The following is a 25,337-nucleotide window of genomic DNA, read 5'->3' on the forward strand; positions in this document are numbered from 1 at the left end:
CACCAGATCGATGCAATTTCATGCATCTGGCAGGCGAAAATCGTGCGCCTCAGTTGCCGCCGGTAAGGGTCTGTGCCTGCAGCTGCTGCTGGATGAGGTTCGAGAAATAGGCCGGATCATCACCAAGCGTCAGGGCCGAGCGGCAGACCGGCGCGCAGTCATAAGTCTGGTTCTGGCCGGCGCGGTTGACCGTCACAAGATTGGACGAGTTGGCAGTTACGACCACTTCGGCGCTATAGACCTCTTCACCGGCCTTGTTGAACACCATCAGGTTGGTGGTGCCATAGCTCTTGCCGGTCACGAAGATCAGTCGCTCATCATGCACGGCCACGTCAGCAATGTTCTTGTTGCCGATCACGATGCTGGATGCAGATCCCGCCAGGCGCAGAGGTACGGTCTTGGACGCTTCGACCGACAATTGCTGGGCTTGCGCAATGCTGGCGACAGCCAGGCTCATGATGGCAGCGAGAACAGGCTTCACAGGGATCATCATTGTGCGGAGGCTCCGGCGCGGGTTTTCCGGACCGTCGCTTATTTTAGTTTCCCATTTCCTAATTTGCAGCGCCCTGGCGACGGGCGGGGACGGGAAAACCCACCGATTCCAGGGCCTATATATAAGGAATCACGCGCGGGTAAGGGCCCGCTTTCCGGTGCGCCAACCGGTAAACAAGCCTTTGATTTCGCTTCATGAATTTTCTGATTGCGGAAACGAGATGTCAGGACTGCTGGTGTACAACCATACCTGTTCCGGGAATAAAAGTTTCAAGCCGGGACTTTCAAACGCATGATGGGAGTTTCCAATGTTTGCACGTTTTCTGAAAGATGAGTCGGGCGCAACCGCTATCGAGTACGGCCTGATCGCCGCTCTGATCGCTGTCGCCATCATCGGTGGTGTTTCTGCCCTTGGTACACAGACGGACGCTACGTTCGACTCTGTCACCACCGGCATGAAGAACGCGCCGTCTGAGTGATCGTAGGGCCTAAGGCCCGAATCGAGAGAGAGCCGCCGGTCTTCCGGCGGCTCTTTTCGTTTGTGCTGCGCGCAGGCGCTGCAAGGCTTCTTTCAGGCTTTTGAGCGAGGGTGGCGCTCGGTTTTCAGCATCCGGGAGAAACCAGATGGCCCTCATGGTCCTTTCCGCCCTGTTCCTCTGCCTTTGCGTGGCGGCGGCATCGTTTGACGTCAACCAGCTGCGCATTCCCAACTGGCTGAATCTGTCGATTGCCGCGCTCTTCCTTCCGGCCGCCGCCTTTTCCGGCCTGCCGCTCGAACTGCTCGGCGGACACCTCCTGGCAGGCGCCCTCGCTTTCGTGATCGGCTATGGCCTCTTCATGTTCGGCGTATTCGGGGGCGGGGACGCAAAGATGATCCCGGCCGTGATGCTGTGGATGGGCCCGGCGGCTGCGCTTACGTTCGTATACTATATGGCCCTGGTCGGCGGGGCCTGCGCCCTTGTCATCCTGCTCGTGCGCCGCACAATGCCGGCAGAAGTCATTCCCGGCTTCATGCGCAAGCCATTCGAGGACAAGGCGAACGTTCCTTATGGCGTCGCCATTGCGGCCGGCGCCCTGTTTGCCGGGGCCGGCTCCCCCCTGCTTGCCGGACTGTTTAACACCGCAGGCATTTCCGGTTAACGATCCTTTAGGCGGCGCGTGCAATTTTCCGAACAGTATGAACTGGCTGGCCGCGTAAATTTACCATTCACGCGGAATTCGGAGGGAGTGGCGCCAAATGTCGCCTATACGCATCATCATCCTGTTGCTGGCGCTTGTCGCGGCCGGCGGGGCAGCTCTACTGGTCAGCCGCATGAGCCAGCCGCAGATCGTGACGGAAACCGTCACCCGCGACAACACGATCATCGAGAAGGAACAGGTTTCCGAGATCAAGGTCCTCACCGCCAGGCGTGATTTCAACATTGGTGAACGGATCATGGCGGATGACCTGGAATGGTCTGTCTGGCCGGAAAAAGGCGTCGTGGAAGGACAATTTGTCGAAACCAAAGCGCCCGGAGCGATCGAGGAAGTTACTGGCGCGGTCGTCAAGATGCCGATCTACAAGCTCGAACCGGTCATGCCTCAGCGCATCGTCAAGCGCGGCGAGGCCGGCCTGTTGCCAGTCCTGATGGCAGCCGACATGCGCGCCATGTCAGTCGGGATCACCCCGGAATCGGCGTCCGGCGGGTTTATCCTGCCCAATGACCGGGTCGACCTCATCCTGACCTACGAACAAACGCCGACGCCCACCAATGGTCTCCAGTCATCGCGCACGGTCGCCCAGACGATCCTTCAGAATGTTCGTGTTCTGGCAATCGACCAGGCTTATGCGCCCGCGGCCGGCGAGACCGAAGAATCCAACCGTATCGGCCAGACCGCAACCCTTGAAGTCACGCCGGAAGAGGCCGAACTCGTGGCGCTCTCCCAGAACCGGGGAGAGTTGTCTCTGGCCCTGCGCCCGCTGGACGAGATGGCTGTCACCTCTCCGCGCAAACCGCGCCTGGAAATCAATGGCGGCGAAGACGAGGGCGGGGCGGTCACAATCATCCGCAACAGCGAGCCGACGCTTACGGCAATGGGGGGCAACTGACCATGCGCACGATAAAGGCGCTGACCTGCGCTGCAGTCTTTTCCCTTGTGCCGGCGAGCCTGGCTCTGGCGCAGACCGTGCCCAACGGCATGGGCACCAGCATCACCAAGCCGGGTGACCAGACGGTCTCCCGCCGGGTTACCCTCGGCGTCGACAAGTCGATGATCGTGGATCTTGAAGCTCCGGCGGCGGATGTCGTCATTTCCAACCCGGAGATTGCTGACGCAGTCGTGCAGACAGCCCAGCGGATCATTTTCCGCGGCATCAGGTTTGGCCAGACCAATGCGCTGATCTTTGACAGGGCAGGGCAGACCCTGCTCGACCTGAACATTTCGGTCGAGACAGATCTTGCCGCTCTTGAAGAGACGATCCTGCGCCATGTTCCCGATGCTCGCGTGAAGATCGAAAGCTTCAATGGCAGCATCATCCTCACGGGGATGGTCGACAATCTCTCACAGTCCGACCAGGTCAGCCGTCTCGTGAAGGCCTACTTCCCCGAAGCTTCCGGGGGCGGAACCCTGCAGATCGTCAATATGCTGAACGTCAGCGCAGCCGACCAGGTCCTTCTTGAAGTGCGCATCGTCGAGATGCAGCGCAGCGTAATCAAGCAGCTGGGCATCAACCTGTCTGGCACAACAAGCTTCGGCGAGCTCGCAAACCAGACGCTCCAGCAGGTGTTTCAGGGCGGCATGCCCCTGTTCTTTGACCCGGACACGGGGACCTACAACACAACGGGTCAGGGCACGGCGGTTGAAATGCTGCAGCCTGACAGCCCGTTCTCCAACACGGTCAGATCCAGCACATCCAACGGCTTCAATGTCCAGGGTCAGTCGCTCGGCGGCCTCTCGCTCCAGAGCGGTTATACAAACTATGATAATGGCCGGCTGCAGTCCTCCCTCGGCGGCGCCATTGATGCAATGGAGCGTATCGGTATCGTCCGGACGCTGGCAGAGCCCAACATGGTCGCGATGTCGGGCGAAAGCGCGAAATTTCTGGCTGGCGGTGAGTTCCCCGTCCCGGTCGGGCAGAACGACAACGGCCAGATCACCATCGAGTTCAAGCCCTATGGTGTGGGCCTTGCCTTTACGCCGGTTGTACTTTCGGAGGGCCGGATTTCCCTGAAGGTGTCGACCGAAGTGTCGGAGCTGACCTCACAGGGCGCTTTCCAGGGTGCTTCCCAGACGGTTACCAATGCCGACGGCAGCACGACCTTCTTCCAGGGTGTCACGCTTCCGGCGCTGTCGGTACGGCGAGCTGAGTCCGTGGTCGAGCTTCCCTCCGGTGGCTCAATGATGATGGCAGGCCTCATTTCGGTGAAGGACCGCCAGACGATCGACCAGCTGCCCGGCCTGAAGAAACTGCCGATCCTCGGATCGCTGTTCCAGTCCCGCGACTTCCTCTCGGAAGAAACCGAACTGGTGGTCATCGTCACACCCTATCTCGTCGGGCCGGCCGGCAAGGGACAAATGAAAACCCCTGCCGATGGCTATGCCAGCGCGTCCGACGCCAAGACCATTTTCTTCGGCAAGCTGAATGAAACCTATGGCCGCGATGGCGCCCCCATCAAGGCTGACGAATACCGTGCCCCCGTGGGCTTCATGGAAGAATAGGGCTAGACAGACATGACCCGTCATATCCGTTCGATCAAGGCACTCATTGCGCTCGGCGCGGGCGCAGCTGCGGTCTCCGCCTGCGCCAGCGTGGCACCCACCGCAGTGCCCGCCGCATATCTTGAAACCTCCCCGCTCGATCTCAACGCAATCGACGTGGAAAAGCGCACCGAGTTCCTCGAAGTGGCGATCGATGCCTATGCCAGCGAGCTCTCCAGCAGCGACCGGGCCCGCATCCAGGCCTTCGTCAGCGGTTATACCAAGCGCGGCCACGGCCCGCTTGTCCTGTCCCTTCCGCAAACCTCGTCCAACCCGCAACTCGCCGTCAGCGCGGTCGCCGAAGCGCGCGCCATCGCGTGGGACATGGGTGTCGAATATGACGAATTGTCAGGCGCAGCTCACGGCATGGGGTCGCCCGTCAGTGAACCGATGATCCTCGCCTATCAGAGCTATGAGGCCATCGCGCCTCATTGCCCGCCAAAATCGACAGTCGATTTCAGTAACATCGATTCCAACAACCAGCTGCCGACGCTCGGCTGCTCTGTGCGGACCAATCTGGCGGCGATGATCGTCGACCCGGGTGATCTCCTGGGCAACCGGCCGCTTGACGGCTCAGACATGGCGCGCCGCGAGGTCATCCTCGAGAAATTCCGCGCTGGCGAAACGACCGCGTCTGAACGCGCAGCACAAGAGTCCGGCTCTGTTTCATCAGCAGTGCAGTAAAGTGTAGGCAGGAGCCACGGGGAGCACGAAAAAGATGGGCAATGACAAACCGATGTTCGAAGACGACATCGACCCTGAGTTCGAGGATGTGTTCGGCGAAGAGTTGCCGTCCACGCCCATTGAAAAAGCCGCCGCAGCGATCTTCGGTGATGCGCCTGCATCTGCCGCTGCGCCGGTGCAACCGGTCGTCGAGTTTGCCGGACGCCCGGCAAATTACAACATGCCGGTATTCTCTTCCGGCGATGAGGGCGGAGACGCGCTGCTTCCGGCGATTTCCATCAAACTCTTCTATGAGCGCGAGGAAACCCGCCTCCTGATGGATCTCTGCGCCCAGGACCGCCGGATGGGCCGTGCTACCGTCGAGTGCCTGCCAGGGGGTATTCCGTCTGCGATCCATTATCTGCGGGGCAACCCGACGCCCAATCTGATCCTGATCGAGTCCGGATCAGTCGCCCAGCAGGTCATCGCGGAAGTCGATTCCCTGGCCGAGCATTGCGACGAGCATGTCAAAGTTCTCGTCATCGGCGCGGTCAACGATATCATGCTCTATCGCCAGCTGATGGCGCGCGGTGTTTCGGAATACCTTGTTCCGCCCTTCCAGCCGCTGCAGATTATCCGCGCGATCTCCAACCTTTTTTCCGATCCCGATGCGCCTTTTGTCGGCCGCCAGATATCCGTGGTCGGGGCAAAAGGCGGGGTAGGGGCGTCCACCATTGCCCACAATCTCGCCTGGTCGCTCGCCGAGAACATCAAGGTCAACACCACGCTGGTCGACCTTGACCTCTCCTTCGGCACAACCGCGCTCGACTTCAACCAGGAAACGCCCCAGACCATCGCCGATGCCCTGCTTGCGCCGGAGCGCGCCGATGACGCCGTCATCGAACGCCTCCTGGCCCGTGCAACCGAGCGCCTCTCGCTGTTCACCGCGCCCGCGCATATCAACCAGATCATCGACATTCCGGACGATTCCTACACGACCGTCATCCAGGGGGTGCGCCGGAACGTGCCGTTCATGGTGCTCGATCTGCCGCATGTCTGGAACCACTGGCTGCGCAACACGCTCATCCAGTCGGACGAGGTGATCGTGGTCTGCCAGCCAGACCTCGCGTCCCTGCGCAACGGCAAGAACCTTATCGACCAGCTCAAGGGCCACCGCGTCAACGACCATCCCCCGCGCCTCGTGCTCAACATGTGCGGTGTGCCCAAGCGTCCGGAAATTCCGGTCAAGGACTTTGCCGCGGCTATTGGTGTGGAGCCTGACATCATTGTGCCGTTCGATCCGGAGGTCTTCGGAACAGCGGCAAACAATGGCCAGATGGTTTCGGAAACCGGCCCGGCCTCAAAGCCGGCAATGGCGATTGACGACCTTGCTGCAGCCTTGAGCGGCCGCTCGATACAGAGGGCTGAGAAATCATTCCTCAAGAAACTGCTGGGTAAGTAGGACGATTAAGACGGCGGGATAGAACATGGCATTTGGCAAACGCTCGGGTACATCTTCCGATACGCTTCCGTCACCGGCACCATCGGCGGCGCCGAAGCCGGCGGCTGCGCCTCTGCCTGCCTCGGTTCCGCCCGCGGCAGCTGCCAGACCGCGCGCGCCCGAGCCGGCGCCGGCTGCCCCCAGCAAGCTGAAAGCGCCGGAGGTCAAGCCAGAGCCGGTCCGCAAGGTCAACCAGCACTCCGATCAGTATTACGGAACGAAGACCACAATCTTCAACGCGCTGATCGACACGATCGACCTCTCCCAGCTCGCCCAGCTCGACACCGAAAGCGCGCGAGAAGAGATCCGCGACATTGTCGTGGAAATCATCAGCATCAAGAATGTGGTCATGTCGATCTCGGAGCAGGAATACCTGCTCGACGACATCTGTAACGACGTGCTCGGCTATGGTCCGCTGGAGCCGCTGCTCGCCCGCGACGACATCGCCGACATCATGGTCAACGGCGCCGATACGACCTATATCGAAGTTAACGGCAAGATTGAACGGACCAATATCCGTTTCCGCGACAATGCGCAGCTGATGAACATCTGTCAGCGGATCGTGAGCCAGGTTGGCCGCCGTGTCGATGAAAGCTCTCCGATCTGTGACGCGCGTCTTCTGGACGGCTCACGTGTGAACGTCATCGCCCCGCCACTGGCCATCGATGGCCCCACACTTACCATTCGCAAGTTCAAGAAGGACAAGCTGAAGCTCAACGACCTGGTGCGGTTCGGGTCGATCAGCGAGTGCGGCGCCGAAATCCTGCGCATCATCGGCCACAGCCGCTGCAACGTGCTGATCTCCGGCGGTACGGGCTCGGGCAAGACGACGCTGCTCAACTGTCTCACCGGTTTTATCGAGCCCGGCGAGCGCGTCATCACCTGCGAAGACTCCGCCGAACTTCAGCTCCAGCAGCCCCATGTGGTCCGCCTCGAAACCCGCCCACCCAACATCGAAGGCTCGGGCGAGATCACGATGCGCGAGCTGGTCAAGAACTGTCTGCGTATGCGCCCGGAACGAATCATCGTCGGCGAGGTTCGCGGCCCCGAAGCGTTCGACCTTCTGCAGGCCATGAACACAGGCCATGATGGCTCGATGGGAACGCTTCACGCCAACAGCCCGCGCGAAGCCCTCAGCCGCGTGGAATCCATGATCACCATGGGCGGCTTCTCCCTGCCGGCCAAGACCATCCGGGAAATGATCGTCGGCTCCATTGATGTCGTCGTTCAGGCTTCGCGTCTGCGCGATGGCTCACGCCGCATCATGTGCATTACCGAAGTTCTCGGCCTGGAGGGCGACACGATCGTGCTTCAGGACATTCTCAAATACGAAATCGAAGGCGAAGACGATAACGGCAAGATTGTCGGCCGCCACCGCGGCATGGGCATCGGCCGCCCGCGCTTCTGGGAGCGCGCTTCTTATTATAATCTCGAGCGCGAACTCGCCGCGGCTCTTGATGAGCTCAATGGTGCCTGATGTCAGGTTCTCTGGTCCCCTACATTGTCGCTGCGGCTGCCTTCCTCGCCATCGCCGGTCTCGGCCTGGTGCTCACCGGCAGCAATGATGACGCCGCGCGCAAGCGCGCCAGGGCCATCGGTGCCGGCCGGGGAGGGGCCCCGGGCAAGGGCAACAAGGCCGTGGATGAAAATGTCCGTCGCCGCGCCAAGACACAGGAAATGCTCGAGGGCTTGCGCAAGCAGGACAAGGAGCGCCGCCGCAATGACCCCATGCGCAGTATCGGCTCCAAGCTGACGCAGGCGGGCCTTGAAATGCCCGTGCCGATGTTCTGGATGATTTCGGCCGTGTGCGGCGTTGTGTTTGCCGGCGTCGTTTACATTTCCGGTGCCGATGGCCTCGTCATCAACGGAATGAACCTGAAAAGCCGCCCGGTCCTCGTGGCGGCCGCCTTCTTTGGCGGAACGCTGGGTTTCCCCCAATTCGTGCTGAACTTCCTGATCAAGGGCCGCCACCAGAAGCTCGTCAACCAGTTTGCCGACGCGCTCGATATCATCGTGCGCGGTGTCCGCTCGGGCCTGCCGCTGAACGAATGTATCCGCGTCATCGCCAAGGAAAGCCCCGAGCCCCTGCGCAAGGAATTCATAACCTTTGCCGACAACCTCGCCATGGGCGCGGGCCTCGACCGCTCCCTGGGCGCCCTTTACAAGCGCTTGCCGCTGCAGGAGATCAACTTCTTCGCCATCGTGCTGATGATCCAGTCGAAGGCGGGCGGCAACCTTTCTGAAGCCCTGCACAACCTGTCAACGGTGATCCGCTCCCGGAAAATGATGCGCGAGAAAGTGAAGGCCCTGTCTTCCGAAGCCAAGGCCTCCGCGATGATCATCGGCTGCCTGCCGTTTGCCGTTGGCCTGATGGTCTTCCTCACGACGCCTGACTACATCATGGAGCTCTTCCGTACCGAGACAGGCCACGTCATCCTCGTGATGGCGGCCGGCATGATGGGAACTGGCATCACGGTCATGCGCAACATGATCAATTTCGATATGTAAGGCGGCGCGCGGCATGTATGAGTTCCTCGTCTCCTTCACAAAGCCCCAGACGCTGGCGGCCTATCTCGTTGCGGCGGCTGTCTTCGGCACCTTCCTGACGATCTTCCTGCCCTATCTGCAGGGCAACAAGCTGGAAACGCGCCTCAAGGCCGTCGCCAGCCAGCGCGAGAAGCTCCGCAAGCAAAGCCGCGCGGCCCTGGAAAAGAAGGGCCTGCGCCGCAAGGATGACAGCGTCGTCGGCTCGATCTCGTCGAAGCTAAACCTCGCCACCGCGCTGGAAGACCCCAACGTCGTCAAGCTGATGAACCAGGCGGGCCTGCGCGGTCCGGGGCCGATCTCGGCCTTCTATTTTGCCCGTATGGCGCTGCCTTTCCTCGGCTGCGGCCTGGTGTTCGTCTACATCTTCTTCGTGAACGATCACGGCCTCAGCACGTTCATGAAATATGGCTCGGTCCTCTTCGGCGCTGCCGCCGGCTTCTACGCGCCCAACCTCTATATTTCAAACCTCGCCCAGAAGCGCCAGAAATCCCTCATGCGCGCCTTCCCGGACGCGCTCGACATGCTGCTCATCTGCGTCGAGGCCGGCATGTCCATCGAGATGGGCTTCAACAAGGTCAGCCAGGAAATCGGCACTGCCTCGCCGGAGCTTGCCGAGGAATTCGGCATCACGGTCGCTGAACTTTCCTACCTGCCGGACCGGCGTCTGGCTTACGAAAACCTTGCCCTGCGCACCGGCCATGAAGGCGTCAAGGCCGTCTGTATGGCGCTCGGCCAGGCCGAACGCTACGGCACGCCGCTGGGCGACGCGCTTCGCATGATGGCCAAGGAAAACCGCGAGATGCGGATGTCGGAAGCCGAGAAAAAGGCAGCCTCCCTGCCGGCCAAGCTTACCGTGCCGATGATCCTTTTCTTCCTGCCTGTCCTGTTCCTGGTCGTGCTCGGCCCGGCTTACATCAAGTACAATCAGATGCAGAAAGAGAATGAGGCAGCCCCGCAGGTCACCTCGCTCACCCCGCCATCCGATCTCGCCTGAGGGCTTTCCCGGCGCGGTCATGGCGGCTAAACCGCTGCCATGACCGTATCTGATCTTGCCGGCGCCAGCCTCGCCCGTCTCGGCGTTCCCATGCCCGCTGCCAGCGGTGAGGTTGCCTGCCGCTCGCCTATCGATGGCTCCGTGCTCGGATATCTGCCCGCCGCCTCGGCCTCAGATTCTGACGTCGCCCTCGGGCGCGCTGCAGACGCCTTCCTCGCCTGGCGAACCGTGCCCGCGCCCCGCCGCGGCGAATTCGTGCGCCTCCTGGGCGAGGAACTTCGCGCCGCCAAGGACGATCTTGCCACGCTGGTAACGCTCGAAGCCGGCAAGATCGCTGCCGAAGCGGCCGGTGAAGTGCAGGAGATGATCGATATCTGCGACTTTGCCACCGGCCTCTCCCGCCAGCTTCACGGCCTCACCATCGCGTCGGAACGCCCCGGCCACCGCATGATGGAAACCTGGCATCCGGCGGGCATCACGGCTGTCATCTCGGCGTTCAACTTTCCTGTTGCCGTCTGGTCCTGGAATGCGGCGCTCGCGCTCGTCTGCGGCAATCCGGTGATCTGGAAGCCCTCGGAGAAGACCCCGCTCACCGCGCTCGCGGTCAGCGCCGTCGCCGCCCGCGCCGCGTCGCGGTTCGGCGATCTTCCTGAAGGCCTGCTCGCCTGCCTCATCGGCGGCAGTGAAACCGGCGCCCGCCTGGCGGCAGACCCCCGCATCGCGGTCTTCTCTGCCACCGGCTCGACCCGCATGGGCCGCGCGGTCGCCCCGGTCGTCGCCCAGCGTTTCGGCAAGATGATCCTGGAGCTTGGCGGCAACAATGCCGGCATCGTCACGCCCTCGGCAGACCTTGACCTGGCCCTGCGCGCCATCGCCTTTTCCGCCCTTGGAACGGCCGGCCAGCGTTGCACCACGATGCGCCGCCTCTTCGTCCATGACAGCGTGACGGGCGCGCTCGTCCCGCGCCTCAAAGCGGCGTTTTCCTCGGCTCGAGTTGGCGATCCGCGAGAGCAGGGCGTGCTCGTCGGCCCCCTCATCGACGGGGCAGCCGCCGATGCCATGGAAGAGGCCCTCGCCGAAGCGCGCGCCCTTGGCGCAGCCGTCACCGGCGGCGAGCGCCTGCCAGGCCCGGGCACCTATGTCCGCCCGGCGATCGCCGAAATGCCGCGCCAGACCGGCCCGATGCTGCGCGAAACCTTCGCGCCCATTCTGTATATTGTGCCTTACACGGATCTTTCCGGTGCCATCGCCCTCAACAATGAGGCTGGCGCAGGCCTCTCCTCCGCCATCTTCACCACCGATCTGCGCGAAGCAGAAACCTTCCTCTCGGCTTCGGGCTCCGATTGCGGCATCGCCAATGTCAATATCGGTACCTCCGGGGCTGAGATCGGCGGGGCCTTCGGCGGCGAGAAGGAAACCGGTGGCGGCCGCGAGTCCGGGTCAGACGCCTGGAAAGCCTATATGCGCCGGGCCACAAACACGGTGAACTATTCCCGCGCGCTGCCCCTCGCCCAGGGCATCCGGTTCGATCTGCCCGATTAACGCTTCAGGCGGATTATGGGTTCAGCGTGCCGCGCAGCTGGCGCTTCGTGCCGGGCGCAGCCGACGCAGACGTATCGGTCGTCCCGATCAGCGCGTCATAGCTGCGGGTGGGCTGAACCAGCCCGCGCAGCAGCGCCGCATTCTGCTCGGCCACCTTGTCGGGCGCGTTGCGCATGCTGATCTCCTGCATCTCGTCAAACCGCCCCTGCAGGCCGATCACGAGGGCAAGGTTTTCGGTCACCTTGCTGCCCGCGCCCGGTTGTTCGGCGGCGGCGCGCAGCTGCGCTTCGGCGCCGTCGAGGTCACCTGACAGCAGCAGGGAGAGGCCATAATTGGTCAGCGTCGTCACACGGGCAGGCTCGATCGCCAGCGCCCGCTGATAGCTCGCCTGCGCCTGCCGGTGCATTTCCATCTGGTCATACGCCGTGCCCAGCGCGGCCCAGCCATCGGCCCGGCCGGGGGCCGCGCGCGTCACCTGCTCGAAGCTCATCCGGGCTGCATCAAACTTGTTTTCCGACATCAGGATGCGCCCGTTGACCATCATCAGGTCGGGCTGGCCGGGATGAACCACCAGCGTCCGGGTCACCACGTCCATTGCCCGCTCCTGGCTGCCGATGGCGCGCAGCGCATCGATGAACTCCAGGGCCACCTCGATATTCTCGGCGTCCTTCTGGTATTCCTTGCCCCAGAAATTGGCCCGGGTCAGCGGATCGGCCCGGTTGGCGGCCGCGCGCTCCTCCGGGGAGGCGGGTTTCAGCGCCGCTTCAACCGCCTGCGACAGCTCCTTGTCCGCTGCGTTCTGTCCGGTCGAGGCGCAGGCGCTGGCAATTGCGGCCAGGGCAAGGGCAAGGCCGGATAAGGATTTTTTGCCACTGGACATCGGCAGGCTCCGTGTATGTATCCCTGAAAGTCAGGTTGACTTTGCCCTGCCGGGGTCAAGGTTCGGTTAACGCCAGAGCCTGCGCCATTAACGACCAGCAAGCCCCGAAAGGCCCGCAATGCATAACTCCTTCACCCTCGAAGCAACCGGCGCCGTCCAGGTCTGGCTCTACACCAGCAGCCAGTTTGGCGCGCTGGAGAACGATCCGTTCCCGAATGCACGGGCGGTGGCCGGGGCGCAAAGCTTCACTGGCGGGGCAGGGCAGACCGTGTTCGTTCCCGGGCCGGACGGCAGGACCGCTCATATTCTCCACGGCCTCGGGCCGGGCCGCGACGCCCTCCTCCTGGCCGCGCTTTCGGCCAAGCTGCCGGCCGGTGACTATGAAATTGCCGCCACCGGAGGCTACCCCTTCGCCAGCATCGCGGCCGGCTGGGCAGACGGGGCCTACCGTTTCGACGGCTACAAGACCGAAAAGCTCCCCCCGCCGCGCCTCGTCATCCCCGCGTCTGAGGATGCTGCCCGGTTCTCGCGGGAGGCCGAGGCGATCTGCGCCCTGCGCGACATGGTCAACACGCCCGCCGCCGACATGGGTCCTGAACAGATACACGCCCGCATGACCGCGCTGGGCGAGCGTCACGCTGCCCGCGTCGCGGCTGTGGTGGGCGACGCGCTGATCGAGGAAAACTACCCGATGGTCCACGCCGTCGGCCGCGCCGCCGTCAAGGCGCCGCGCTTCCTCCTGCTGGAATGGGGCGCGCCCGGCGCGCCGAAAGTCTCGATCTGCGGCAAAGGCATCACCTTTGATACCGGCGGCCTCAATATCAAGACCGGCGATGGCATGCGTATCATGAAGAAGGATATGGGCGGGGCCGCCCATGCCATCGCGCTCGCCCAGCTCGTGATGGAAGCGCGCCTGCCCGTCCATCTGCGCCTCTTCGTGTCAGCGGCCGAAAACGCCATCGCGGGCGACGCCTTCCGCCCCGGCGACATTCTGCAGAGCCGCAAGGGCCTCACCGTCGAGATCGACAATACAGACGCTGAAGGCCGCCTCGTGCTGGGGGACGCGCTCACCCGCGCCAGCGAGGACCAGCCAGACCTGCTGATCGACTTTGCCACCCTCACCGGCGCTGCCCGCGTCGCCCTCGGCCCGGACCTTGCCCCGCTCTATACAGATGATGAGCAGCTCGCCGCCGACATTCTCGCCGCGGCCGAAGAAACCGGCGACCCGGTCTGGCGCATGCCCCTCTGGGATCCCTATCTCGCCTATCTGCAAAGTCCCGTTGCTGACCTTGTAAACTCCGGCGGGGCCGGGATGGCCGGCTCGATCACGGCCGCAGTCTTCCTCAAACAGTTCGTCTCGGCAAGAAGCTGGGCGCATTTCGACATCTGGGCCTGGCGCAAGGCCAAATACGGCCGCCCCGATGGCGGCGCCGCCTGCGGCCTGCGCGCGGTCTACACCATGCTGGAAAAACGCTATCCGACAGGCTGAGGCCGCGCCGGTACAGACCGGATCGACCCCCTCTTTCGGCGCCCCGACGCCGCCACCTGGCTTGGATATTGCCAGTTAAGTCCGCCCGGATGGCCCCCGGGGCATCCTGGGCGCATCGCTTCTGTCACCTGGCAGGCGGCGAGGGGCCATCCCACCTCCCGGCAGCAGAGGCGGAGGGCGTGGCAAACCTCTTGCCCCTTCCTGAACGCTGCCAGGCACGCGGCGCTTTCCGCCGCCGGCTGCCAATCCCCGGCAAACCGGAAGGCTTGCCCCTGTCGGGCTTTATGTTCCGGAATTATCAGTTCCCCGCCTTGATCCGCATTGCCTCGCGCACGCGCCCGCGCACGAGCAGCGTGTCGATATTCCTCGGATCGGCGGCCATGGAGGTTTCAACATCCCTCATCGCGAGGTCGAGCGCGTCCTTGTTGAGATGGATCTCTGCGCGCATCTGATAGGCAATGGCGTCGCCGGGAGAATTGGCGATCACGGCATTGAGGTCAGCCATTGCCTCGTCCCATTTGTCGATCACCATGTAGGCGCTCGCCCGGTCGAGCAGCAGGTCGTTCTCGCCCGGCGCAAGGCGCAGCGCTTCGGAAAAGGAAACGGCCGCCGCTTCCGCCGCGCCGATCTGCAGCCAGGCATTGCCCGCCTGCGAAAGATAGACCGCGCGCTGCTCCAGCGTGCCGCCATCGCTCGACATCGAGAGGTTCTCCAGCCGCACGGCGCCTTCTTCGACATTGCCGAGCGCGATCAGGGCGAGGGCCGTACACTGGCGCGCGCCGGGGCGGTTGCCCGCAAAGCTCCAGGCAAGGCCATCCTCATAGGCTTCTTCCGGCGCGGTCTCGATCTTCTCGACACAGGCCTCCAGCCTGGCGGCCTCGGCCTCGGCGGCGGCTAGCTGCGTGCCTGCGCTCTGCTGCAGGAAAAGCGCCGCACCGGCGGCCATGGCAATCAGCGACATGGGCAGGACACTCCAAAGCCTCTACATCCGTGCTCTTAGGCGCAACCGGAGCACCCTTTGCAAATGACAGTTCAGCCATCTCTGCTGTTTGTTTTCGGGCTTGGCTACTCTGCCCAGCAGTTGGCCAGCCGCCTCATGGCATCTGGCTGGCAGGTTGCCGGCACGGTTCGCAGCGAGGCCAGGGCGGCCGGTCTCAGATCGCGCGGCATCGATGCCCGGGTCTGGGCCGGGGAGGGGCCGCTCGAGGTGCCGGACGGGGCTCACTGGCTGGTCACCCTGCCGCCGGGAAAGGACGGTTGCCCGGCGGCGCAGAGTGTCCAGGCCTGTCCGCAACTGGCCGAAAGTGTCACCTATTTGTCCACAACGGGCGTCTACGGGGACCTGAATGGCGCCTGGGTGGCCGAGTGGAGCCCCGTCAATCCGGGCTCTGCGCGGGCCGCGGCGCGCGTCAAAGCCGAGGGACAATGGCTGGCCAAAACCGGGGGCAGGGCCCGCCTTGTCCGCCTGCCGGGGATCTACGGACCTGGCAGGTCTGCCTTCGACCGTCTGCGCGAGGGCACGGCCCGGCGGATCGTCAAGGAGGGCCAGGTCTTCTCCCGCGTGCATGTCGATGACATTGCTTCGGGCCTTGAGGCGCTGATGCAGCGCCCTGAAGTCACAGGCGTTCTGCATCTCTGCGATGATCTGCCCGCCCCGCCTCAGGACGTCATCACCCATGCTGCCGGGCTGCTCGGGATTGATCCGCCACCGGAGGTTCCGTTCGATGCGGCCGACCTCTCCCCCATGGCGGCCAGCTTCTATGCCGAATGCAAGCGCGTGACCAATGCGCGGGCCAAGGCCGCCCTTGGCTGGCGCCCCGCCCATCCCACCTACCGCGACGGCCTTGCCGCCATCCTCGCCGCCGGATCGGGCAGAATATTTCCATGACTTTCGTCACTTAGCCTCATTCGCGCCCTGTTGGCGCCGACCTTATCAGGTGTAAGGTGAAATGGGGAAATCGGAGGACGACAATCATGGCATTGCAGGTAAGTGGCCCGCTGGGTGGGCTGAAGGCTGTTGTTTTTACACTGGTTTTGGCAGGTCTCGCCGCCTGTGGCGGCTCGCAGACCGGCACGACGGCAGAGCAGGACGCCGATGCCAACGTCCTCGTCGAACGCTCCCCGGCAGACCAGGTCGCCGCCCGCAAGCGTGAGGAAGCCCGCCGCAAGGCCCGCGAAGGCGAAGAACAGGACTTCTCCTATTTCCGCTACCGCATCGACACATCCACCGAACAACCCCTTGCCTGCTTTGTATTTTCTGCCGCCCTCGATCCCCAGACCGACTATTCCCCCTATGTCGAATTCCGCCCTTCCTTCCGCGCCGCACTGACGGTTGAAGGCCGCGAGCTGTGCGTGGGCGGCCTCGCCTTTGGCACCAGCCGCACCGCCACCCTTCTCGCCGGCCTGCCCGCCGCTGACGGGCGTACGCTCAGGCGCGGGGAAACCGTTCCGATCGATTTTGCAGACCGCCCGCCCTTCGTCGGTTTCAAGGGGACAGGCGTCATCCTCCCGCGTGAGAATGCAGACGGTCTCCCCGTGGAGACGGTCAATGTCGATCAGGTGAAAGTCACCGTCACCCGCGTCAACGACCGCGCCATCGTGTTCAAGAATGTCAGCGAAGGCCAGACCCGCGCACAGGGCCAATGGTCCTGGCTGTGGGGGGAGGATTCGCCCGAAGATGTCGGCGAGGAAATCTTCACCGGCACCATGGATGTCGCCAACGCCCAGAACGCGGCCGTCATCACGGTCTTCCCGCTGCAGGATGTCGTCGGCCCGATGAAGCCCGGCGCCTATTTCGTACATGTCGAAGACGCTGCAAAAATTGGTGACGCCGAAGGCCCGCCGGCCTCTTCCGGACGCTGGATCCTGCTCACCGACCTTGCCCTCACCGCCTATTCCGGAGAGCAGGGGCTCGACGTGACCCTCCGCTCCCTGAAAGATGGCAAGACAGTCAGCGATGCCACGGTTCAGCTGCTGGCGGCCAACAACACCGTTCTTGCCGAGACCAGGCCGGATTCGGCCGGTCGCATCTCCTTCGACAAGCCGCTCCTCAGCGGCAAGGGCTCAATGGCGCCGCGCCTCGTTGTGGCCACCAATGCCAAAGGCGAACTCGCCGCGCTCGATCTCAACCGCTCGCCGGTCGACCTCTCCGAATATACTGTCGGTGGCCGCCGCACGCCCGGACCGGTGGACGCCTATGTCTATTCTGATCGGGGCATCTATCGCCCCGGCGAAACGGTCGAGCTGACCGCAATGCTGCGCGACCGGGCAGGCCGACAGGTTACCGGGCGCAATGGCCAGCTCGTGATCTATCGCCCCAACGGGCTGGTCGCGTCCAAGACGCGGTTCACCGACCCCAAATCCGGCGCGGTGACCCAAAGCTTTGCGCTGCCACGCGGCGCCTCGCGCGGCGAATGGCGCGCCAGCATCGAAATCGATGGCCTGGCCGCGCCGGCCGGAGAGATGCGCTTTGCGGTGGAGGATTTCGTGCCCCAGCGCATCGCGGTGGACGTTACTGCAGACCAGGACGCCCCGATGAAAGCCGGCGCGACGCGCACGGTCGATATTGCTGCCCGCTTCCTCTATGGCGCGCCCGGCGCTGGCCTGACGGTCAAGACCGAAGCGCGGATGGAGCCTGATCCCAGACCCTTCAAGGCGTTTGAGGGCTTTATCTATGGCCGCCACGACCAGAGCTTCGAACAGCAGATTCTCGAATTCGATGATGTGACAACGGACGGTGCCGGCAAGGCAGCGGTGCGCCTCTCGCCTGGCACGGCCGGGTCCAATTCAGGTATTCCGCTGCGCCTCAACACGGTTGTCAGCGTGCTCGAGCCTGGCGGCCGCGCTGTCGCCGAAAGCGTTCGCGTGCCATACCGCCCCGAGAACCTCTATGTCGGTCTCAAGCCCGGCTTTGACAGCTCGGTTCAGGAGGGCGGAGACGCGACCTTTGAAGTCGTCGCCGTCAATGCCGACGGGCAGGGCTCTGCCCAGCGCCTCAGCTGGAAAGTGCTGCAGGTCGACTATCATTATGACTGGTACCGTGAAGGCGACACCTGGAACTGGCGCCGCTCGCGTTCGGTCACCAAGGTCAATGAAGGCGTGGTCACCACGCCGGCTGGCGGCACTGCCGAGATCAAGGTGCCCGGGCTCGACTGGGGCAGTCATGAACTGGTGGTCGAGGGCCAGGGCGCCAATGCGTCTGTCGGCGCCTCAACCGGTTTCTATGTGGGCTGGGGCGGCTGGGAGAGCGCCGATGGCACCGAGGCGCCCGACCGGGTAAAAGTCGTCGCCGGGGAGAAAACGCCCAGGGCCGGCCAGAATGCCGAGCTGACAATCCTGCCGCCCTATGATGGCCAGGCCCAGGTCGTCGTGGCAACAGACCGGGTCCTGTCAGTCCAGAACATTCCGGTCAGCGCGTCGGGCACCCGGATTACGCTTCCGGTCACGGAAGAGTGGGGCGAGGGCGCCTATGTGATGGTCAACGTCTATTCCGGCCGCGATCCCATCCTGCGGGCCAAACCCCGCCGCGCCGTAGGCATCGCTCATGTGCCCGTCGATATGTCCGCCCGCACGTTCGGGCTGACGATCAATTCGCCCGAGCTGGCCCGCCCGCGCGGCGAGCAGATGATAGAGGTCAACATTGCCGGTGGTCCGCGTGAGCCGGTCTTCCTGACGGTGGCGGCTGTGGATGAAGGCATCCTCCAGCTGACCAAGTTCAAATCGCCCGATCCGGTCGCCCATTATTTCGGCCGCAAGGCGCTCGGCGTCGAACTTTATGACGATTATGGCCGCCTGCTCGATCCCAATCTCGGCATGCCTGCCGAAGTGCGCTCGGGCGGCGACCAGCTTGGCGGGGAAGGCCTGTCGGTCGTCCCGGTCAAATCGGTTGTCCTTTATTCGGGCCTAGTGGAGGTAGGCCGCGCCGGCAAAGCGCAGGTGCGTTTCGACATTCCCGAATTCAACGGCCAGCTGCGGATCATGGCGGTCGCCTGGTCGAAGACCGGTGTTGGCTCTGCGGAGAAGAAGATGACGGTGCGCGACAAGGCGCCGTCCGATCTCGTCATGCCGCGCTTCCTGGCGCCGGGTGACGAAGCCGTCATTACCGCCAGCGTCGATAACGTCGAGCTCGCCAGTGGCCAGTTCAGCGCGACAGTCGTCGGTACGGGCCAGCTGAGCGTGGCAGAGGCCTCCCTCACGCGCACCCTCCAGAAAGGTCAGCGTGCGGATATCCCCGTGCGCGTGTCGGCGAAGGGCGAGGGCGTTTCCAGCCTCAGCCTGAATGTCACCGGACCTGAAAACTACAGGGCTGACAGAAGCTACGACATCCAGACACGCTCGCCCTACCTTCCCGAAACCCGGGCGACGAGCCAGCTGATGCGGCCCGGCGAGACCTTCTTAGTCAGCCAGGCATTGCTGGCGGGCTATGTTCCCGGTTCGACGGAAGTCTCGGTCGGTTTCTCGCCGCTGCCCATCGACGCGCCGACGCTCTATGCCTCGCTCGACCGCTATCCCTATGGATGCACCGAGCAGATCACGAGCCGCGCCGTGCCGCTCCTCTATTCTGAGCAGCTCGTCTCGATGGGTGCCAGGGAATCGCGGGACAATCCGCGCGACAAGGTCCAGACCGCGGTGAACACCGTTCTCAACCGTCAGGGGGCGGATGGCGCCTTTGGTCTGTGGCGCGAGGGAGATGGCTATGCCACGCCCTGGCTGGGCGCCTATGCAACGGACTTCATCTTCCGCGCCAAGGAAGCCGGTTATGCCGTACCCGATGAAGCCCTCAGCCGGGCCTATGGCGCCCTCCGCAATGTCGCCACCGGCGACAGCTGGCGGATCTATGGCTACGACACCGATGTCTATGAAAGCCGCTACAGCAGCGATACCGTCCAGCAGATGATGTACCGGTCTTCGGCCTACGCGCTTTATGTGCTGGCCAAGGCAGGGGAGGCGGACATCTCCCGCCTGCGCTACCTGCATGACCGGGAGCTCAGCAGCATCGAGAGCCCGCTGGCCCGCGCCCATATCGGGGCTGGCCTTGCCTATCTCGGTGACCGGGCCCGCGCGTCCTCAGCGTTCAAGTCGGCAGAGCAGGCGCTCGGCTACCGCAACACCGGCGACTATTACCAGACGCCGCTGCGCGATCTGGCGGCCATCGTCGGCCTCGCCGCAGAGGCTCAGCTTCCTGAAGTGGTTGCCCGTCTGGGCGAGCGTCTCGGCAAGGATGTGCCCGATGCGCCCAGCCTTACGACGCAGGAGAAGGCTTACCTGCTGCTCGCCGTCAACAGCCTGACAAAAGGCGAGACCGCCGTTCAGGTGGAGGTCGAAGGCCTGGGCAACGGCAGTGACAATGAGCGCCAGTACAGCCTGAGCGAGGCCCAGGCGAGGAGCGGGGCAAGCTTCCGCCTTGGCGGAAACACGCCGATCTTCCGCACCGTGCTGGTGACGGGCGCGCCGTCGTCGCCGCCTCCGGCCGTCTCGTCCAAGCTCGGTGTGGAGAAACGCTTCTTTGCCATGGACGGCGCGCAGGTGAAGCTCGACCAGATCCGTCAGGGCGATCGCATTGTCGTCGCCCTGACGATTACGCCGGAAGAGCTCCGTGTAAATCCGGTGATCGTGGCAGACCTCCTGCCTGCGGGCTTCGAGATCGAAGCGGTCCTGCGCCCGGCGGACGGGCGGCTGGTGGAGTATGACTGGCGCACCGGCGAGGATCAGGTCCGCGCCGGCGCGTTCGGTTTCCTTGGCGAGATCGCCCGCCCGCAGAGCGCTCAGTCTCAGGATGACCGGTTCGTTGCTGCCATCGACGTGACCGAAAACCCGGTCAGGCTTGCCTATGTTGTCCGCGCCGTCACGCCGGGCAGCTTTGCGATCCCCGGTGTTGTTGCCGAGGACATGTACCGCCCTGAAGTCTTCGCCCGTTCGGCGCCCGGCCGTGTGACCGTGCTCGCCGCGCAGGGCGCTGCAGGCGGACGCTGAGACAGGGGGAGGCCAGTCTTTGGGCCAGTCTTTGGGCCAGTCCGTGCCGAAACGCCTCCTTGCGGGACTGGCCGCGCTGATTGCGGCCGTTCTCCTGATTGACGTGATCTTCCCCCCGCCGCTGGAGCGCGCGGGGGGCGTTTCCGTTCTGGTGACCGACCGGGCGGGCAAGCCGTTGCGGGCGTTTCCGACACCCGATGGCCGCTGGCGGTTTGATGTCGATCTCGATCAGATCGACCCGGGTTTCGTGGACGCGCTGGTGCGGGTCGAGGACAAGCGCTTCTGGGATCATCACGGTACGGACTGGCTTGGTCTCTTCCGGGCGGCATTTGACAGCGTGGCGGCGGGCGAGATTGTCTCGGGCGGCTCGACACTTACCATGCAGACGGCACGGATGCTGGAGCCGCGCCCGCGCAATCCCGGGTCAAAACTGATCGAGATCTGGCGGGCGAACCAGATCGAGCGCCGCCTCTCCAAGCGCGAGATCCTGGAGCTTTACCTTTCCCTCACCCCTTATGGCGGCAATCTGGAGGGCGTGCGCGCGGCCAGCTGGAGCTATTTCGGCCATGAGGCAGACCGGCTGTCGACCGATGAAATCGCCTTGCTCATCGCCTTGCCGCAGTCTCCCGAAGTGCGCCGGCCAGACCGGCGCCCGGATTATGCGGCGCGTGCGCGCGACTGGGTGGCAGAAAAGCTTGCCCGGTACGGCGTTTTCTCAGGGGATGATGTCCTGGAGATCACCGCCATCTCGGTGCCTGTCCGGCGGCTGGATTTTCCAGACCGCGCCTGGCATGGCGCTGACGCGGTGCTCGCCAACGGCCGGCGCGAAGATGTCCGCTCGACCCTCGACGCGGCCCTGCAGGCGGAACTTGAGCGGATTGCGCTGACGCGGGCAGAGCTGGAGGGCGCTGATGTCCAGGTGTCCGTCATCGTGGTGCACATACCCACGCGCGCTGTGCGGGCCCTTGTCGGCTCTGCCACGCGCGAGCGGGCAGGGGGCTGGCTTGACCTCACTGACCGGCCAAGATCACCTGGCTCCACGCTCAAGCCCTTCATCTATGCCCTGGCCTTTGATGACGGCACGGCCTCGCCCGATACCCGTATTCAGGATCTGCCGAGCCGGTTTTCCGGATATCAGCCGGAGAATTTCGACCGTATGTTCCACGGGGATGTCCGGGTGTCGGACGCCCTTCAGCATTCCCTCAACGTCCCGGCGGTGCTGATGCTTGACCGGATCGGGGCCGAGCGGTTTTCTGCCCAGCTGGCGATTGCCGGCGCGCGGCCCCGTGTATCGGGCGCCACCGGCCAGACCGCGGGGCTCGCAATTGCCCTTGGTGGCGCAGGCCTGACGGGCAGGGAACTCGCCATCCTCTACGCGGCGCTCGGCGATGGCGGTGTCGCTAAGCCACTTGTCTGGCGGGCCGAGGAAGAAGCCGCCAGCCGGACTGACCCCGGTCGCCGCCTCATGGGGCAGGCAAGTGCTGGCGAGATCCTCCGCATACTTCAGGGGTCGCCTTCTCCCGCAGGCCGGATGCCGGGCAGCCTGACGCGCGACGCGCCCCAGATCGCCTTCAAGACCGGCACATCCTATGGCTACCGGGATGCCTGGGCGGCGGCGGTTTCCGGTCAGCATGCCATCATTGTCTGGGTCGGCCGGGCAGACGGGGCCCCGCGCACCGGTGTCACCGGGCGCGACATCGCCTTGCCCATCCTCTTTGAAATGGCAGACCGCGCCGCCCATCACCTCCGGGATGATGGCGACAGCGAGCTGCGCCTCAGCGCCGCCCCGTTAACCCCTGCCAGGGGCGCCCTGCGAGCGTTTTCATCCGACCGCCCGCCCCAGATCCTGTTTCCGCCCCAAGGGGCTGAACTCTGGGCAGGCACGGTCGATGGCCGTGCGCCGCGCGCCTTTGTCCTCGCCGGGCGCGGTTCGGGCGCGCTCGACTGGTATATTGACGGGGAGCCTGCGCCGGTGGATGACGCCGGCGCGCCGGTCTGGCGTCCGGACCGGCCAGGCTTCTATCTGGTCACCGCCGTGGACGGCGCCGGCCGGACCAGCCGTGTGCGCGTCCGCGTGCTGACTGAGGACCCCGCCTGACCAATTTGTGTGCAAAGGGTCACAGGCGCGCGAGAAAATGCGATCTGACGCATTTGATGCCTTTTTTGTGCCGCCTGTAGCAACTACTTCGCATTTGCCGCGTATAAGTGCCCCTTCGGGTGCCGGCATCACAAAGAGTTAAGATCCAGAGCGTGCTTATCAATCGTCCAGCTGTTCTCGTCGCCATAACCGCCGGGCTTGCCGCGGCGAGCGTTGCGTTCATGTCAGACGCCGGCGGCGAAGACCGCCGCGCTCAGGACGCTCCGATCCGCGTTGCGACCGCCGTGTTTGCAGGTGGCTGCTTTGCATGCGTCGAGGCTGATCTCGACAGCATCGGCGGCGTTATCGAAACGGTGCCGGGCTATACCGGCGGCACGGTCGATCATCCCAGATACAAACAGGTCATATCTGGCCGCACTGGCCATTACAGCGCCGTAAAGGTGACTTATGACCCGTCGCAGGTGTCCTATAACGAGCTGGCGGAAAAGTTCATCCGCAGCATCGACCCGACCGATCAGGACGGCCAGTTCTGTGACCGGGGCGAGACCTATCGCAGCGCCATTTTCGTGTCCGGCCAAAGCGAGCGCAATGCCGCGGTCTCTGTCGTTTCCGGCGCCCAGCGCGCCCTTGGCAAGGATGTCGTCACCGAGATCCGCCCGCTGACAACCTTCTGGCCTGCCGAAGACCAGTATCAGGACTATTACCTCAAGAACGCCTCGAAATATGCTGGTCAGCGCGTAGCCTGCGGGCGTGATCAGCGGGTTGCGGAAATCTGGGGCAATGAAGGCCCGGCGCTCTGATCCCTTGCGTTAACCGCCAAAAGCGGCGGTCGGACAGGGTGGCTCGGCAAATTCCCGTTCTCCGATGAACTGGTTTTCCCATTCCTGTGTGCGTTCAGGCGGGCTGTAGCCTTCGGCGATATAAAGCTGAAACACCCGGGTGATCGGGCAGCCATTGCCCCGCTGCCCGAGATCGATGCGCACCTGGCCCGCCGGTTCAAAAAACGCAAAATCACTCCGCATCAAAGGGCGCAGGCCCGCGTGCAGCGATACGACCAGAACGCGCTCGGCCAACGCGCCCTCCAGCGGCACTGTTTCGGAAAAGCTCTTCGGTCCCGGGTAGCGGCGCCAGGAAATCAGCGGCAGGCTGCGGCCGCGCGCGTAATAGTCCAGCCCGTGCCAGGCTTCCCGTTCGTCAACCAGAACCGCGCTCGCCCCGAGACGCTCGGCCTCGGCGAAGACCTGGCTGGCAGAAGCTTCCCATCCGCGTGTCCGCTTTGCCGAATTGTCGAGGCCCAGGCCCGTCGTTGCCGCTTGCGGCAACAACGTCACCGCCATGAACAGACCGGCCACAAGCAGATTGAGACCGAGGCTTGCCCACAAGGCGGCGGCCTTGCCCCGGCTGAACCACAGGGCCAGGAGCAGCGCTGCGCCGGGATAGGCGGTTGCCGTCCAGTTGGCATGCGCCCGAGACAGGATTGACTGTCCAAGGATGAAGATCAGCACCGGCAGGACGAAGCAGAGCAGCCAGCGCTCGGGACTTGCCGTTTCTGAAGTCCCTTTCCGGTAAAGGTAGAGCCCTGTCAGCAGCGCCAGGAAGCTGATCGGGCCGAACATGCCAAGCTGATCGGCAAACCAGCGCAGGCCGTTTTCGGGGTTGAACAGGTCCCCGCCGAGATTGGCATTGTCGACCGTGTGGCTGACGGTGGCAAAATCGTTCGCGGCGTTCCAGGCAAGGTGGGGCGCGATGATTGCGCCCGCAATCAGGCCGGCAAGAGCGCCGCGCGGCGCAATCAGCGCCCGGCGCGTCGGCGCATCGATCACGCAGGCCAGCGCGGCGCCGATCAGGAAATAGCTCATGGCATATTTCGACAGCATGCCGATCCCGATCGCCGCGCCGAGAAGGGCTGCCGAGAGCCAATGGCCCTCTGCCTGTCTCAGTCGCCAGAGCAGGTAGAGTGATGCGCACCAGAAGGGCATCAGCACGCCGTCCGTCGACAGGACGCTGGAAGACAGGACGACCGATGGCATGAGCGCATAGAGCAGGGCGGCGAAGAAACCCGCCCGCGCGTCCAGTATCGCCCGTCCGGTCAGGAAGAGGAAAGCGGCCGCGGCCGTATGCAGGAGCGGGGCAGCAAGACGGATGGACCATTCGTCTGTTCCAAACAGGCTGGTTGTCAGGTGGATGACCCAGGCAATCATCGGCGGCTTGGAATAGTAGCCCCATTCCAGCGTCTGGCCCCAGCGCCAGTATTGGGCTTCGTCGGCATAGAGCTCCAGGGGCGTGGAGGTGACCGCCATGATTCTGAGAATCAGCAGCACGCCTAGCACCGCCAGGGTCAGGCGTTCGAACGTCTGCGGGCGACCGGGCGCGGTCGGTTCGGTCATGGCTTGGCTCCAGGAGGCCTTGATCGGGTCTTAT

Annotated in this window: 19 protein-coding genes; 15 read left to right on the forward strand and 4 right to left on the reverse strand. The window is 63.9% G+C overall.

The features are described from left to right. Positions 1–49 precede the first annotated feature (49 nt). A complete protein-coding gene (locus KG722_RS06400; protein WP_213270850.1) occupies positions 50–493 on the reverse strand; it encodes a pilus assembly protein N-terminal domain-containing protein in 444 nt (147 codons plus the stop codon). A gap of 307 nt (positions 494–800) precedes the next feature. Here KG722_RS06400 and KG722_RS06405 point away from each other — a divergent pair, with 307 nt between their 5' ends. From KG722_RS06405 to KG722_RS06450, 10 genes are all read left to right on the forward strand, one after another. Then, positions 801–971, forward strand: a complete 171-nt coding sequence (locus KG722_RS06405) for a Flp family type IVb pilin (RefSeq protein ID WP_213270852.1) — start codon at positions 801–803, stop codon at positions 969–971. Positions 972–1,116: 145 nt separating this feature from the next. Further along, a complete protein-coding gene (locus tag KG722_RS06410) occupies positions 1,117–1,632 on the forward strand; it encodes a prepilin peptidase (protein ID WP_213270854.1) in 516 nt (171 codons plus the stop codon). 97 nt (positions 1,633–1,729) lie between these two features. Continuing rightward, complete coding sequence (gene cpaB / locus KG722_RS06415; protein WP_213270855.1) at positions 1,730–2,581, forward strand: Flp pilus assembly protein CpaB; 852 nt, start codon at positions 1,730–1,732, stop codon at positions 2,579–2,581. A 2-nt stretch (positions 2,582–2,583) separates the two neighbouring features. Then, the gene (locus KG722_RS06420; protein ID WP_213270857.1) at positions 2,584–4,191 is read left to right on the forward strand and encodes a type II and III secretion system protein family protein; all 1,608 of its coding nucleotides are present in this window, start codon (positions 2,584–2,586) and stop codon (positions 4,189–4,191) included. A 12-nt stretch (positions 4,192–4,203) separates the two neighbouring features. Further along, the gene (locus KG722_RS06425; protein WP_213270859.1) at positions 4,204–4,914 is read left to right on the forward strand and encodes a CpaD family pilus assembly lipoprotein; all 711 of its coding nucleotides are present in this window, start codon (positions 4,204–4,206) and stop codon (positions 4,912–4,914) included. A gap of 34 nt (positions 4,915–4,948) precedes the next feature. Next, complete coding sequence (locus KG722_RS06430; RefSeq protein WP_213270861.1) at positions 4,949–6,355, forward strand: AAA family ATPase; 1,407 nt, start codon at positions 4,949–4,951, stop codon at positions 6,353–6,355. Positions 6,356–6,380: 25 nt separating this feature from the next. Then, positions 6,381–7,871 carry a CpaF family protein gene (locus KG722_RS06435; protein ID WP_213270863.1) on the forward strand — a complete coding sequence of 497 codons (1,491 nt, stop codon included), beginning with the start codon at positions 6,381–6,383 and terminating at the stop codon, positions 7,869–7,871. Continuing rightward, positions 7,871–8,902 (forward strand): type II secretion system F family protein, encoded by a 1,032-nt coding sequence (locus KG722_RS06440; RefSeq protein ID WP_300998272.1) that lies wholly within the window; start codon positions 7,871–7,873, stop codon positions 8,900–8,902. The genes KG722_RS06435 and KG722_RS06440 overlap by 1 nt, the downstream gene beginning before the upstream one ends. Positions 8,903–8,915: 13 nt before the next feature. Beyond that, entirely contained in the window at positions 8,916–9,935 is a 1,020-nt protein-coding gene (locus KG722_RS06445; RefSeq protein WP_213270865.1) for a type II secretion system F family protein, read from the forward strand. Between the two features lie 39 nt (positions 9,936–9,974). Next, on the forward strand, positions 9,975–11,477 hold the full coding sequence (locus KG722_RS06450; protein ID WP_213270867.1) for an aldehyde dehydrogenase family protein: 1,503 nt from the start codon (positions 9,975–9,977) through the stop codon (positions 11,475–11,477). A gap of 13 nt (positions 11,478–11,490) precedes the next feature. On the opposite strand, the gene KG722_RS06455 is transcribed toward KG722_RS06450, so the two are convergent. Next, on the reverse strand, positions 11,491–12,357 hold the full coding sequence (locus KG722_RS06455) for a hypothetical protein (RefSeq protein ID WP_213270869.1): 867 nt from the start codon (positions 12,355–12,357) through the stop codon (positions 11,491–11,493). A gap of 118 nt (positions 12,358–12,475) precedes the next feature. Here KG722_RS06455 and KG722_RS06460 point away from each other — a divergent pair, with 118 nt between their 5' ends. Next, positions 12,476–13,846, forward strand: coding sequence for a M17 family metallopeptidase (locus KG722_RS06460; protein ID WP_213270871.1), 1,371 nt, complete (start codon positions 12,476–12,478; stop codon positions 13,844–13,846). A gap of 298 nt (positions 13,847–14,144) precedes the next feature. Here KG722_RS06460 and KG722_RS06465 read toward each other — a convergent pair whose 3' ends face one another. Beyond that, positions 14,145–14,807, reverse strand: coding sequence for a hypothetical protein (locus KG722_RS06465; RefSeq protein ID WP_213270873.1), 663 nt, complete (start codon positions 14,805–14,807; stop codon positions 14,145–14,147). A gap of 63 nt (positions 14,808–14,870) precedes the next feature. Between KG722_RS06465 and KG722_RS06470 the strand changes: the two genes are divergently transcribed. From KG722_RS06470 to msrA, 4 genes are all read left to right on the forward strand, one after another. After that, on the forward strand, positions 14,871–15,734 hold the full coding sequence (locus tag KG722_RS06470) for an SDR family oxidoreductase (RefSeq protein WP_213270874.1): 864 nt from the start codon (positions 14,871–14,873) through the stop codon (positions 15,732–15,734). An 86-nt stretch (positions 15,735–15,820) separates the two neighbouring features. Further along, positions 15,821–20,818, forward strand: coding sequence for an alpha-2-macroglobulin (locus tag KG722_RS06475; protein ID WP_213270875.1), 4,998 nt, complete (start codon positions 15,821–15,823; stop codon positions 20,816–20,818). A gap of 19 nt (positions 20,819–20,837) precedes the next feature. Further along, entirely contained in the window at positions 20,838–22,916 is a 2,079-nt protein-coding gene (gene pbpC, locus KG722_RS06480; protein ID WP_300998273.1) for a penicillin-binding protein 1C, read from the forward strand. A 152-nt stretch (positions 22,917–23,068) separates the two neighbouring features. Then, positions 23,069–23,716: a peptide-methionine (S)-S-oxide reductase MsrA gene (gene msrA / locus KG722_RS06485; protein WP_213270876.1), complete on the forward strand. Its 648-nt coding sequence runs from the start codon at positions 23,069–23,071 to the stop codon at positions 23,714–23,716. A gap of 9 nt (positions 23,717–23,725) precedes the next feature. Here the strand turns inward: msrA and KG722_RS06490 are convergent, their stop codons facing one another. Then, complete coding sequence (locus tag KG722_RS06490) at positions 23,726–25,303, reverse strand: glycosyltransferase family 39 protein (protein ID WP_213270877.1); 1,578 nt, start codon at positions 25,301–25,303, stop codon at positions 23,726–23,728. Positions 25,304–25,337: the final 34 nt, after the last annotated feature.

It is taken from the genome of Hyphomonas sp. (assembly GCF_018402285.1).
GTDB lineage: Bacteria > Pseudomonadota > Alphaproteobacteria > Caulobacterales > Hyphomonadaceae > Hyphomonas.